At 55.8% G+C, this 13,318-nt stretch carries 13 protein-coding genes; 12 read left to right on the top strand and 1 reads right to left on the bottom strand.

The genetic code is table 11. The features are described 5' to 3' along the window. Positions 1-7 precede the first annotated feature (7 nt). Entirely contained in the window at positions 8-826 is an 819-nt protein-coding gene (queF, locus tag Q675_RS26930) for an NADPH-dependent 7-cyano-7-deazaguanine reductase QueF (RefSeq protein WP_014421759.1), read from the top strand. Positions 827-835: 9 nt separating this feature from the next. Here queF and Q675_RS26925 read toward each other — a convergent pair whose 3' ends face one another. After that, complete coding sequence (locus Q675_RS26925; protein ID WP_023011069.1) at positions 836-2,275, bottom strand: adenylate/guanylate cyclase domain-containing protein; 1,440 nt, start codon at positions 2,273-2,275, stop codon at positions 836-838. 173 nt (positions 2,276-2,448) lie between these two features. Here Q675_RS26925 and Q675_RS26920 point away from each other — a divergent pair, with 173 nt between their 5' ends. The 11 genes from Q675_RS26920 (at position 2,449) to flgK (ending at position 13,310) form a co-directional block, all read left to right on the top strand. Further along, entirely contained in the window at positions 2,449-3,030 is a 582-nt protein-coding gene (locus Q675_RS26920; protein WP_023008191.1) for a nitroreductase, read from the top strand. Between the two features lie 216 nt (positions 3,031-3,246). Continuing rightward, positions 3,247-3,645, top strand: a complete 399-nt coding sequence (gene flgB / locus Q675_RS26915; RefSeq protein ID WP_011784611.1) for a flagellar basal body rod protein FlgB — start codon at positions 3,247-3,249, stop codon at positions 3,643-3,645. Positions 3,646-3,678: 33 nt separating this feature from the next. Then, a complete protein-coding gene (gene flgC, locus Q675_RS26910; RefSeq protein WP_022992507.1) occupies positions 3,679-4,128 on the top strand; it encodes a flagellar basal body rod protein FlgC in 450 nt (149 codons plus the stop codon). Positions 4,129-4,145: 17 nt separating this feature from the next. After that, positions 4,146-4,823, top strand: coding sequence for a flagellar hook assembly protein FlgD (locus tag Q675_RS26905; protein ID WP_011784613.1), 678 nt, complete (start codon positions 4,146-4,148; stop codon positions 4,821-4,823). A gap of 28 nt (positions 4,824-4,851) precedes the next feature. After that, positions 4,852-6,777 carry a flagellar hook protein FlgE gene (locus Q675_RS26900; protein WP_023008192.1) on the top strand — a complete coding sequence of 642 codons (1,926 nt, stop codon included), beginning with the start codon at positions 4,852-4,854 and terminating at the stop codon, positions 6,775-6,777. Between the two features lie 76 nt (positions 6,778-6,853). Continuing rightward, positions 6,854-7,606, top strand: a complete 753-nt coding sequence (locus Q675_RS26895; RefSeq protein ID WP_023011068.1) for a flagellar basal body rod protein FlgF — start codon at positions 6,854-6,856, stop codon at positions 7,604-7,606. Positions 7,607-7,687: 81 nt separating this feature from the next. Beyond that, the gene (gene flgG, locus Q675_RS26890) at positions 7,688-8,476 is read left to right on the top strand and encodes a flagellar basal-body rod protein FlgG (protein WP_023008194.1); all 789 of its coding nucleotides are present in this window, start codon (positions 7,688-7,690) and stop codon (positions 8,474-8,476) included. 3 nt (positions 8,477-8,479) lie between these two features. After that, positions 8,480-9,181, top strand: a complete 702-nt coding sequence (flgH, locus tag Q675_RS26885) for a flagellar basal body L-ring protein FlgH (RefSeq protein ID WP_023011067.1) — start codon at positions 8,480-8,482, stop codon at positions 9,179-9,181. Beyond that, on the top strand, positions 9,178-10,272 hold the full coding sequence (locus Q675_RS26880) for a flagellar basal body P-ring protein FlgI (protein ID WP_022992502.1): 1,095 nt from the start codon (positions 9,178-9,180) through the stop codon (positions 10,270-10,272). The genes flgH and Q675_RS26880 overlap by 4 nt, the downstream gene beginning before the upstream one ends. 8 nt (positions 10,273-10,280) lie before the next feature. Continuing rightward, entirely contained in the window at positions 10,281-11,267 is a 987-nt protein-coding gene (flgJ, locus tag Q675_RS26875; protein ID WP_023011066.1) for a flagellar assembly peptidoglycan hydrolase FlgJ, read from the top strand. 6 nt (positions 11,268-11,273) lie between these two features. Beyond that, positions 11,274-13,310 (top strand): flagellar hook-associated protein FlgK, encoded by a 2,037-nt coding sequence (flgK, locus tag Q675_RS26870; protein WP_022992500.1) that lies wholly within the window; start codon positions 11,274-11,276, stop codon positions 13,308-13,310. Positions 13,311-13,318 lie beyond the last annotated feature (8 nt).

Below are 13,318 nucleotides of genomic sequence, written 5' to 3'. Positions count from 1 at the left end.
AACTGATATGGCTCTTGATAACGCGCCACTGGGCAAGTCCAGTGAATACCCTGATCAGTATGATCCGTCTCTGCTGTTCCCGGTGGCCCGGGAAGAAAACCGCCGGCGAATCGGCCTGGACGATGGTCGCTGGCCCTGGTTTGGCGAGGACATGTGGCAGGCGTGGGAAATCTCCTGGCTGAAGCCCGGCGGTGTACCGGCCGTGGCCTGGGGAGAAATCCGGTTTCCTGCGGCATCGCCTGCCATTATTGAGAGCAAATCCCTGAAGTTGTATCTGAACTCTCTGAATCAGGCGGTGTTCTCGTCTCCGGATCAAGTGGCCGAGACCATTACCCAGGATCTTTCGAGTGCCTGTGGTGCGGCGGTGGATGTGACGCTTCTGAGTGTGGATGACTCAGCGCCTGCAATCGGCCGGCCCGAAGGATACGAGTTGATCGATGATGAAACGCTAGAGCAGGTGGCCTACGACTATGCGCCTGAGTCGCTGACAACCAGCGAGCCGGTGGTCAGTGAAGGCTTGTGTTCACATCTTCTGAAAAGCAACTGTCCAGTGACCGGCCAACCCGACTGGGCCACGGTACTGATTCGCTATTCCGGGAGGAAGATTGATCGGGCAGGGTTGCTGCGCTATATCGTGAGCTTCCGTCAGAAACAGGATTTTCACGAACATTGTGTTGAAACCATCTTTACTGACTTGATGGCGAGGTGTCAGCCGGAATCCTTGATGGTGTGCGCCCGTTACACCCGGCGTGGTGGCCTGGATATCAACCCCTGGCGCAGCACATGTGCTGAAGATGGTCCGGGGCCGCGGCTGGTTAGGCAGTAGCAGGCTCGGCTATTCGGTATCGTCTTCCTGACGCAGTCGGTCGGCTGCGTCTTCGAGGGCGCTGAGTATGGCTTTGCGCTCCCGTTCGGTGACCTTATCGGAATCCAGGTACATGGCAAAGCCGCTGTGTTCGTGTTCCAGGAAGCTACGGTGAGGCCCCATGTCGCGCCGGAAATCCACCACCTCGTAGATGGGCACCGGCTTGCCAAAGCCTTTTACGGTAATCTCGCCCTTGTCCCGGCACATAATGCGGTCTTTGATCAGCGAGAAGGTCTCATACGACACCAGAATCTCGCCTGGTTCCGCCAGGGACTCCAGTCGGCTGGCGAGGTTCACTTCCTTGCCGATAATGGTGTAATCCATCCGGTTTTCGGCGCCGAAGTTACCAACCGTGGTGTAGCCGGTACTGATGCCCATGCGGATTTCCAGGGGCGTCTTGATGCCCAGGCTGCGCCATTTCTGGCGCATGATCTTCATGTGTTTGCGCATCTCGATGGCCATGGACACACACGAGAACGCATCTTCTTTCTGGCCGCGACTGGTCGGATCGCCAAAGAACACCATGATGGAATCGCCGACAAACTTGTCGATGGTGCCGCCGTATTTCAGGGCGACCTCTGACATTTCGTTGAAGTAGTGATTCAGAAGCTCGGTAAGGGCTTCCGGCTCCATCTCCTCCGACAGTTCAGTAAAGCCTTTTATGTCTGAGAAAAACACTGCCAGTTTCTTGCGCTGGGTTTCAAGCCGAACATCCCGTTCCCCGGTAAAGATGGACTGCCAGACCTGAGGCGACAGGTATTTCGAGAGCTTGTGGGACAGGGCGATGGACTGTTCCCGCTGGTTCTGAATCTGGGTCTTTGCCAGCAGCAGGGCCCGGGCCTGCTGGTGTGAGTAATAGGCGGTAACGCAGATGTACGTGCCTGTGGCCAAAATGGCGACGATGCTGGTGAGCAGGGGGGCTTCCAGATTGGCGGCGGTGCCGGTTGCCGCCACTGTGGCGGCCATGGCGGCAGACATGAGCGCTGTGCCGAACAACCATTGCCTGACGCCGCCCACGATCAGACAGCTGAACATCAGCATCAGGACAACCGATACCGACGGAATGGCGATCAATCCGATCAAGCCAATAAAGCTGCCTCCGATTATGCAGTCGAGGAACAGCATTTTTTGCCGAATCCGGGCTGAACGTCGCAGGAAGGTTCGCCGTGTAAGCACGTGCGCGAGGTGTGGCCAGATCAGAGCGCCAGCCACCATCCAGAGAAGCAATTGGGGAAACACATCCTGAAGGACACCCGTGACAATAATGGCGGCAGTGGCGGTGTAGGCCAGTATCCGACCGTTGTAATCGGGCATCGGTGGAATCGCCACCGTGTGGTCGTAGATGTCGCCTTGCCCCAGCTTGCCGGTATTGCCGGTTATGCTGCGTAATTCAGCGGGTGCGCTCATCATTTTCAGAACCGGATCCTTCCGATAAGTATGTCGCTCATTGTATGCTGCCGATTCTTTATAATTGTTGGTTTGAACTACGACTAAAGATTAACAGCATTACGTAGAACTCACAATTCATCGGGGCCGCTTCCGGCCCAACCGAAAATCATGCAACCAATCAACAGCGAGACTGTATGAGTTCGATAACCCGTTTTATTCTGGATCGTGCTTCGGAGCCCCGTTTGCAGGCACCGGCACCACCGGTGTCTGTGGTTGATCAGGCCTTCCGGTGCGCGGCCCGGGCCCCGGATCATGCGTTGTTGAGGCCCTGGCGTTATCTCGTGATAGAGGGGGAAGGCCTGGCAGCTCTGGGCGACCTGTTTGCTGAATGCTGCCCGCCGGACGCTTCTGATAAGGAGCGTGAGAAGGCCCGGAATGCTCCGGCTCGTGCACCCATGATTATTGTCGGTATTGCGTCGCCCCGTCATCATCCGAAGGTGCCGGAGGTGGAGCAGGTAATGTCGGCAGCGGCCGGTATGAGTTTTATCTCCCTGGCGCTGAATGATGCCGGCTACGGCGCCATGTGGCGAACCGGGCCTGTGGCTTATCATCCGTCGCTGCATGACGGTCTTAGGCTGCTGCCGGGCGAGTCCATTATCGGTTTCCTCTATACCGGTACCGTTGCCAGTGAGAAACCATCGGTGCCCCGGCCCGATACCAAAGAGTATGTCTCAAGGTGGGCCGCGCCAGGGCGCACTTCCCCCTGGCAAGTCTGAGCCTCGATCAGCGGCAAGTCCGCCTGGGGAAACCCGTTGCCGCCCTCGTTGCGTTTAACCGGAATTTGCCGCTCATTTATTAGACAGCCCTCTTCGAAGCCCGCATTACAGCGGGCTTTTTCAATTCTGGCACTCTGCTTGCTTTAATCACTTCAGAACGCAAAACCGGCAAGTTCACAGGTTCAGCCTGGTCGGTGCAAAGATCTGGAGGCAGTAATGGCTATTACATTCGACAAAGCGCTTGGTATTCATGAGCACGCGCTGCAGGCGCGGGTCAAGCGGGCCGAAGTGCTGGCGAACAACTTGGCAAATGCCGACACCCCGGGCTACAAAGCCCGCGACGTGGATTTCCAGGCGATGATGCAGAAGGCGCAGGATTCCATGACGGGCTTTGGTATGACCACGACCCACAGTGGCCATATGGACACCTCCAGCCCTGGCGCTGACGGCGAGCTGCTGTACCGTACCCCGCACCAGCCATCAATTGATGGCAATACCGTGGATGCGCAGGCCGAGCAGACCCGTTTCATGCGCAACGCCATGGATTACCAGGCCAGCTTCCAGTTCCTGAGTAGTCGGTTTTCCGGCCTGACCAAGGCGCTGAAGGGCGAATAAGCCGCAGTCCGTACGAGATTGAAGGAGATTGTCATGTCACTGGGTAACATTTTCGACATCGCCGGTTCCGGCATGACCGCACAGTCACTGCGGCTCAACACCACCGCGTCTAACATTGCCAACGCAGAAACCGCCAGTTCGAGCACGGATACAACGTACCGTGCCCGCAAACCGGTGTTTGCCGCTATTCAGCAGGCCATGCTGAACCCTGATCAGCAGGGATTTGGTATTGGTTCCGAAGAGGGGGCCGGGGCAGGTGTTCGCGTTGAGGGGATTGTCGAGAGCGATGCAGAACTGCAGATGCGCTATGAGCCGAATCACCCTGCCGCGAACGAGGAAGGGTACGTTTATTACCCCAACGTGAACGTGGTTGAGGAAATGGCGGACATGATGTCGTCGTCCCGCAGTTTTCAGATGAATGTGGATGTCATGAACACCGCCAAATCCATGATGCAGCGAATTCTGACACTGGGTCAGCAGTAACAAGTGAGGATTAAGCCATGAGTGCAGTGAATTCCGCAGCCGCCTCAGACGTGCTGAGCCAGTACCAACTGAACCAGGAGGGCAAGACCCCTGGTGGCAACGAGCTGGGTAAAGACGCGTTTATGGAGCTGATGCTGGCGCAGCTCAAGAATCAGAACCCACTGGAGCCGCAGGACAACGGCGATTTTATCGCCCAGTTGGCCCAGTTCAGTTCACTGGAAGAAATGCAGAATCTGTCGGGCAGTGTCGACGATGTGGTTGGTCAGTTCCGGTCCAGCCAGGCCTTGCAGGCCTCGGCGATGGTAGGCAAAACCGTTCTGGCACCCTCCAGTGTGGGCATTCTGGGTAGCGAAGGCGAGATAACTGGCACCATTCAGGTGCCGGCTTCCACGGGTGGGCTGCGACTGTCGGTCATGAATCAAAGCGGTGAGTTAGTTCGCCAGATTGATATGGGCAGCAGCCAGGCTGGTGTGGTGTCGTTCCAGTGGGATGGGCAAGACGGCAACGGCAATCCTTTGCCGCCCGGCCCCTACTCGATTGTGGCGCAGGGCTCCTATCCCTCCGGATCGGAGCAGTTGGCGACCATGGTGAGCGCCAATGTCGACAGTGTGTCGTTGGGGCAGGGTGGTTCCATTACTCTGAATCTGGCCGGAATGGGCTCCATTCCGCTGTCTGAAGTCAAACAAATCAACTGATCCGGTGTCAGACCAGGAGGTATAAGTCATGGCATTTAACACAGGTTTGAGTGGTCTGCGCGCCGCTTCGGTGGATCTGGATGTCACCGGTAACAACATCGCCAACGCCAGTACCGTCGGCTTCAAAAGTAGCAAGGTACAGTTCGGTGATTTGTACGCCAGTGGTTTCCTGAGTGCCGGTACCAATCCGATTGGCGACGGCGTGCGGGTGCAGGACGTAAAGCAGTCATTCGGTCAGGGCAATATCAGCTTCACCGATAACGGCCTGGATATGGCTATCAGTGGTGATGGCTTCTTTATTCTGAATAACGGCGGTGAAATCCGCTATTCCCGGGCTGGCCAGTTCGGGATTGATAAAGAAGGTTATGTTGTTAATAACCAGAATATGCGGGTTCAGGGCTACGTCGCTGACGGTGATGGCAACTTGTCTGGTATCCGTGGTGACCTACAAATTGAAACTGATAATCTGGCTCCCAAGCGAACCACCTTGCTGGAGACAGATGTCAATTTAGATTCACGAGAGTCGGTTTTAGAGCGACAAGTGTCGGTTATGGGTGAGATAGCGGGTCCAGCCTACACCAATAATGGCTTTAACCTCGACCCTAATAATCCACCAGTTACAGCATTCCCTACGGGTACATTTACGGTCTCCTATAATGATGGTTCTGCCGACCGCACAATCAATATTCCCTCTGGACTGTCTGCAAAAGATGTAGCTGCAGCCATTAATGATGAGACCGGGTTAAGTGCCTCTGCTACTACAGAGTTAAATTTGGGTCAGATAGACGATGCCTTTATTCAAAGTGGTAACTTCGATTTCACACTGCAGATCGATGGTTCAGAGGTGTTCGTGGATCTCGGTGGCGTTAACGATGTAGACGGATTGATTAATGCAATTAACGCTAGCCCCAGCGCCAGGAGCTTATTCGCCTCTCTTGATGACAACGGAGAGTTGCAGGTTGTTGACAATAGCGGCAATACACTAACGTATGCATACAGTAATAATTCTACGTCTGTTGGGCCTAATACGGAGTTGGGGACCGTCAGGCCGCAGGCGGATCGCACAGTTGCCAATGTGGTTCCCGGAGGTGATGCGCTTTATGCCAACACTTGGTTGGATCGAACCCTGGAAACCACGAACTCTTTCAATCCTATCGATCAGCGCACGTACAATCACGCCACATCGACTACTATTTACGATAGTCTTGGCAACCCTCACGAGATGACACAGTTTTACGTCAAAGACCCTTCTCCGGGAAATGGGGTCGGTCAGAGCCAGTGGTCGATTTATATCCAGATTGATGGTGAGCTTGTAGCGGGCACGGATCAACAGCCATATACAGCATTGTTTGATCAGGACGGTGTTCTGCAATCTGTAAACGGTGATCCGAATGGTGAGATCATTGTTACAGATTGGGTGCCCAAGGACTCCAATGGTGATCCAAATGGGGCCGACGGTCCTCCTTCAGACCCCACCAGTGTCGTTAGTCCAATTCCTGAGCCTGCGACCTCGTCTGCTTTTGTCCTTAGCCTGGGTGATGCGACTCAGTACGGCGCGGCATTCGGTGTGAATGATCAACAGCAAAATGGCTATACTACAGGACGGCTGTCCGGCTTGGATGTGTCTGATCAGGGCGTGATCTTCGCGCGCTACACCAATGGCCAGTCCAAGTCATTGGGGCAGGTTGCTCTAGCTGCGTTCAACAATACTGATGGGCTGTCGCCGGTAGGTGACACGACCTGGGTGGAGACTTTCGAATCTGGCCAGGCGATAATTGGTGCTCCGGATACCGGTACGCTCGGTTCCATCAAGGCCAGCTCCGTAGAGGACTCCAACGTGGATCTCTCGGCAGAGCTGGTGAACCTGATCATTGCCCAGCGCAACTACCAGGCTAACGCCAAAACCATTGAAACCTCCGATGCGGTCACCCAGACCATCATCAACCTCCGATAATTTCGCGCCCTAGCGAACATGGCATGACTCCTGCAGGAAGACCGGAAACAGTCAAAATTCCGGCAGGAGTTTGCCCATGGACAAAGCCCTCTATATTGGAATGTCTGGCGCCAAGCAGAACATGCTGGCCCAGCGTGCCCATGCCAACAACCTGGCTAACGTCAATACCACCGGGTTCAAGAAGGATTTTGCCCAGGCCCGCAGTATGCCCGTGTTCGGTGAGCACCATCCCACCCGCGCCTACGCCATGACCGAGCGGCCCGGCACTGATCTCTCGCCCGGCGCTTTAATGGAGACCGGACGTAAGCTGGATGTGGCGGTAGACGGCGGTGGTTGGCTCGCCGTTCAAAACAATCTGGGCGAAGAGGTATTCACCCGTACCGGTAGCTTACAGGTCGACGTGAACGGACTTGTGCGGCTGGCGAGTGGCGAGCTGGTTCTGGGGAACGGTGGGCCGGTGGCTCTTCCTCCTTTTGGCAATCTTCAGGTTGGCTCGGACGGCACCATCTCCATTGTGCCGGTAGGTGGGCCGCCGGATCAGCTAGTGGAAGTTGACCGACTGAAGCTTGTCAACCCACCGGTAGATGCACTTGAGAAAGGTCTGGATGGGTTCATTCGACGCAAGCCGGATCAGGCTCTTGATGGTCCAGAGCCACCGGATGCAGCCATGCGTGTCGCCACCGGTTTTCTCGAAAGTTCAAACGTGAATGCGGTGGAGGAAATGATCTCCAATCTGCAGTTATCTCGCCAATACGAGATGCAGGTAAAGGTGATGTCGACCGCCAATGAAAATTCCGAGGCTACGGCACGACTGTTGCAGAACCTCTGATAACGATGATCAAACGCCATCGGTTGGCGGAGAGCGGCAAAAGATCGCCGCATCGGCCACCGACGGGCAAGGAGTAAAACCATGCATCCAGCACTTTGGGTCAGTAAAACCGGGTTGAGCGCGCAGGACACCAACATGTCCACCATTTCCAACAACCTGGCCAATGTGAACACCACCGGCTTCAAGCGGGATCGGGCGGTGTTCCAGGATCTGCTGTATCAGATAAACCGTCAGCCCGGCGGGCAGAGCACTGAGAACACGCAGTTGCCCTCTGGCCTGCAGCTCGGGACCGGGGTCCGGATTGTTGGCACTGCCAAGCAATTCAGCCAGGGCAACCTGCAGATCACTGAACAGCCTCTGGATATGGCGGTGAATGGCCGGGGATTCTTTCAGATTCAGATGCCGGACGGACAGATCGCCTATACCCGGGATGGCCAGTTTCAGCTGAACTCTGACGGCGATGTGGTCACACCGGATGGCTTTCCGCTTCAGCCGAATATCAATGTGCCGGAGAACGCCACCAATATCACCATTGGCAAAGATGGGACGGTCACCGCTATTACCGATGACCAGGCTGCGCCCGTCAACCTCGGCCAGATCACCCTGGTGGACTTCATCAACCCGCAGGGCTTGCAGGCCATCGGTAATAATCTGTTCAAGCAGACCAATGCCAGTGGTGATCCGGCTGAAGGTGAAGCCGGACTTGCAGGTCTCGGGTCCATTGAACAGGGCACCATTGAATCCTCCAACGTAGAGGTGGTGGAAGAGCTGGTGAACATGATTACGACCCAGCGTGCCTATGAAATGAACTCCAAGGTGGTTTCGACCACAGACCAGATGCTTCAGTTCATCACCAACAATATTGGTTAAGTCATGAAACGCATTCAACGCAGTTTATACACTGAACGGCTGGCCACCCTGGCATTGGTGGGTGTGCTGATTATGCTGCAGGGATGCACCGCCATGTCTCGCCCCCGGGCGATGCCGGACGATCCGGCCTACGCACCGGTTCGCGCCCAATCCATGATGCAGCGCGACCCGGACTCCGGGGCAATTTACCAGGTGTCGAGAAATTACAACCTGTACGGCGATACCAAGGCACTCAACGTGGGTGACGTGCTTACGGTATTGCTGCAGGAATCCACCAGTGCCAGCAAGAACGCTGAAACCTCCATTACCAAGGATCAGGAACTGAGCATTCCGGAACCGAGCATCTTTGGAAAGACAAATATCGGCTTGAACGCTTCTGCCAATTTTGAGCGGGACTTTGAAGGCTCTGCCGAAGCCGATCAGAGCAACAGCCTGGCTGGCAGTATTACCGTTACGGTCACCGAAGTTCTGCCTAATGGTGTACTCCGGGTTCGGGGCGAGAAGTGGTTGTCCCTGACCAACGGTGATGAGTACATCCGAATGACCGGGCTGGTTCGACCGCAGGATATTCAACCGGATAATACCGTTGCCTCCAACCGTGTTGCAGATGCCCGGTTTGCCTACGGCGGTACCGGTGATTTTGACCAGGCCAACCAGATGGGCTGGCTGGCTCGCTTCTTCAACAGTGAGTGGTGGCCGCTATGATCCGCAAACTGATTGCCGTCTTTGCCCTCACGGCCCTTTGTTCCGCGCCGGTGATGGCCGACCGCCTGAAAGACCTGGCCAAGGTTAAAGGCGTACGCAACAACCAACTGATTGGTTATGGCCTGGTGGTCGGTCTTGATGGTACTGGCGACAAAGCGCCGTTTACCAACCAGACCTTTCGGAACATGATGAACCAGTTCGGCATAACCTTGCCGGATGGTGTGAACCCGAATCTGGCCAATGTGGCGGCGGTAACCGTAAGCGCGACTTTGCCGGCCTTTGCCAAAGCCGGACAGGAGCTGGATATCACAGTTTCGTCTATCGGAAATGCCGATAGCCTGCGTGGCGGAACCTTGCTGATGACACCGCTGAAAGGCGCCGATGGCCAGGTTTATGCCATGGCACAGGGCAGCCTGGTGGTGGGCGGTTTTGGTGCCCAGGGCCAGGATGGTTCCCGGATTACCGTGAATGTACCCAGCGTTGGCCGAATTCCGAACGGCGCAACCATCGAGCGTGAGGTGGAATCGCCGTTCAACCGGGGCGATACCATCACCTTCAACCTGTTGCGTTCCGACTTTACCACGGCCCGCCGTGTGGTTGAGGCGATTAATGGTCGTCTGGGCCCGGACATGGCTTATGCACACGACGCCACGTCTATATCGGTGCGGGCACCCAGGGACCCATCACAGAGAGTCAGTTTTCTATCCATTCTGGAGAACATTGAGGTCGATCCGGCTCAGGAAGCCGCAAGAGTGGTGATCAATAGCCGCACCGGTACCATCGTGGTCGGCCAGAATGTAAAAGTGAGCCCGGCTGCCATTACCCATGGCAACCTGACCGTGACTATTCAGGAAAACCCCGAGGTAGTGCAGCCCAATCCTCTGGCTCAGGGTGATACAGCCGTTCAGCAGAATACCCAGATCGCTGTGACTGAAGACCCGGCGCGGATGTTCCAGTTCGGCCCGGCAACCACACTTAACGAAATTGTTCAGGCAGTAAACCAGGTAGGAGCAGCGCCAGGCGATGTCATGGCGGTGCTTGAAGCACTCAAACAGGCTGGCGCGCTTCGTGCCGAGTTGATTGTGATCTAGGTATCGCCATGCAGGATCCACGACTACAGCAAGCCCAGGTCTACACCGATTTCAGTGGTCTGAATGCACTGAAAACCCAGGCTCGTACCGACAAGCAGGCCGCGCTGGAGCAGGTTGCCAAGCAGTTCGAGAGCCTGTTCCTGTCAGAAATGCTCAAATCCATGCGCAAGGCTGGCGAAGTGTTTGCCGAGGGCAACTACCTGAACAGTAATGAAAGTCAGATGTACCGGGATATGTTCGACAGCCAGATCAGCTTAAGTATGGCCGGTGGTACCGGTACCGGGCTGGCGGAAGCGCTGGTCCGGCAACTGGGTCAACAGATTCCGGGGCTCGGTGAGGATGGAGAGAAACTGGCGGGTCACAAGGGTGTCATTACCGATTACGACCGCAGTATGCCGGCGATTTCCAGAGCGTTGCCGGAGCGAATGGCAGAGGTGGCGGATGTAGCTGCGAAGGTAAAAGCAGAGCCAGCGCAGAAACCCGGCAAGCTGCCGGAGGTATTTGAGTCGCCAGAGCATTTTGTTGAGCAGCTGATGCCGTTCGCAGAGCAGATCGGAAAGGAGACCGGCATTGATCCGCGCCTGATGATTGCCCAGGCGGCGCTCGAAACCGGTTGGGGCAAACACATGATCAAAGGTGATGGTTCGCAGCCGAGTTTCAACCTGTTTGGCATCAAGGCAGACAGTCGTTGGGGCGGTGACGCCGTGAGCATTACCACCACCGAATTCAGGGGTGGCGTGGCCATGAAGGAGCGGGCGGATTTCCGTGCCTATCCGGACTATGAGGCCAGCTTCCGGGATTACGTTGATTTTCTGCAAAGCAACCCCCGTTATCGCGATGTTCTGTCTTCAGCAGATCAGCCGGAAGTATTTGCGGAGAAGCTGCAGGAAGCGGGTTATGCAACCGATCCGGAATACGGAGCCAAGATCCGTCGGATCATGAATCGGGATTCTCTGATGACGCTGTCGATGAACAGTGACAGAGCGAAGGAGTAACAGATCATGGCGGGCTTGATCGGTATTGGTCTGAGTGGGGTGTTGGGGCACCAGGCGGCGCTCAACACCACAGCAAACAACATAACTAACGCAAACACACCGGGTTACAGTCGCCAGGAGGTCCAGTTCGAGACCCAGGAAGGTCGGCGTACAGGTGCAGGGACCATCGGCAGTGGCGTATCCGTCGCTAATATCCGCCGGCTGGCAGATGCCTATCTGAGTCAGCAGTTACGCGAGGACAGCACTCTGTTTGGCGAGCAGAATGCTTTTAACGCCGAACTGACGCGGCTGGATAATCTATTGGGCGGTGAAGACACCGGCCTGAACAAAGCGCTGAACAACTTCTTCTCGGCCATGCAGAATGCGGCGGAAGACCCGACCTCGTTGCCACAACGCCAGTTAGTGCTGAGCGAAGCCCAGCAACTGGTGAATCGCTTTCAAGGTTTGAACCAGGAGTTCATCCAGCAGCGCGAATCGGTAAAAACCCAGATGCAGCAGGGCGTGAAAGATGCCAATACTCTGCTGAAGAGTATCGCTGAACTGAACCTGGCTATTTCTGAATCTCCGGGCCTGGCCCAGGGCAAGGAGCCCCTGGAGCTGATGGATAAGCGGGACGAGAAGTTGCGCCAGTTGTCTGAGCTGGTGAGCATTCGGGTAACGGAGGTTGAAGGCAGCCAGGTGAATGTGTCCCTGTCTAACGGTCTGGCTTTGGTTACCGGCGCCAACGCCGCAGAATTTGCGACCCGAAGCAGTGCGGAAGATCCCACGCGGCTGGAATTTACGCTCTCCAGTGGTGGGCGCACCCTGCTGGTGGATGAACAGATTCAGGGCGGAAAACTGGGTGGCTTGCGTGCCTTTGATGAAATGGCCCTGAAGCCCGCCTTCGATGAGCTCGGCCGGCTGGCGATTGCCATCTCCTCGGCCATAAACCATCAGCATGAGATCGGGATGGACCTGGAGGGCGATCTGGGGAGCAATTTCTTTACCGATGTAAATGCTCTGGAACTTCAGCGCAGTCGGGTGATTCCAAACGCCAATAATGCAGAGCCCCAGAATGGCCGTTTGGCGGTTGAAATCACTGACAGCAGCAATCTACCTGCCGGTACCTGGTCACTTCAGTTCAGTGGTGACGGTCGCAATTTTGAGTTGATCAATACTGCGACAGGGGACACTGTCAACCAGGGGCGATTGCCGGACCCGGTGCAATCCGAAATCACAATGCCGGGATTTAATATCCGCATTGACGGAGGAGAATTCAATGCCGGTGACAAGTACCTGATTCAGCCCAGCAGAAATGCGGCGGAGAACATCAAGCTGAATGTTCGGCGTGAGGAAGATCTTGCTTTTGCCAGTCCGATCAGGGCAAGCGGCAGTGACGACAACCTAGGCACTGCCGAGATTGGCCAGGGCAATATGCTGAATGTTCGTAACCCGAATACGGGAGCCTTGTTGCCAGGGTTTCAGAGTCGGGGGGAGCTGAGCAATGGCCCCCTGAATATCGAGTTCACGAATTACGATGCGGCAACGGGCACTTACGATTACGAGATCACGGATACCCCGGGTAATAACGTTCTCGAAACCGGCAATTATGATCCGAAAAAGGTCAACGTGTTTTTTAGTGATGACCCCAGCGATGGCAGCCGCTACCAGGGCTTTCAGTTCGAAATGACTGGAGAGCCTGCAGTTGGCGATGAGTTTACCATCGATTTCAATAAGAACGGCGTTTCAGACAACCGCAACGCTGAGCTTCTGGCCGCGCTGGGTACAAAAAATACGCTCAATGGCGGTTCCCAGAACTTTACCGAGGGCTACGCTGGCCTGGTCGAGGATATCGGCGTGAAAACCCGCCAGAGCCAGCTGGATAAAGACGCCGGGGCAACGCTGCTGGAGCAGTCTACCAATCAGCGGGAGTCTGTCTCGGGCGTTAACCTGGACGAAGAGGCCGGCAAATTGATTCAGTACCAGGCAGCCTACAACGCATCGGCCCAGGTGATGTCTGTGGCGCAGGATCTTTTTAACACGTTGCTGCAGAGCTTCCGTTAAGGCGAGGT

The organism is Marinobacter sp. EN3, assembly GCF_000475315.1.
Taxonomy (GTDB): Bacteria; Pseudomonadota; Gammaproteobacteria; order Pseudomonadales; family Oleiphilaceae; genus Marinobacter; species Marinobacter nauticus.
This window is presented reverse-complemented; position numbering and strand designations above follow the sequence as displayed.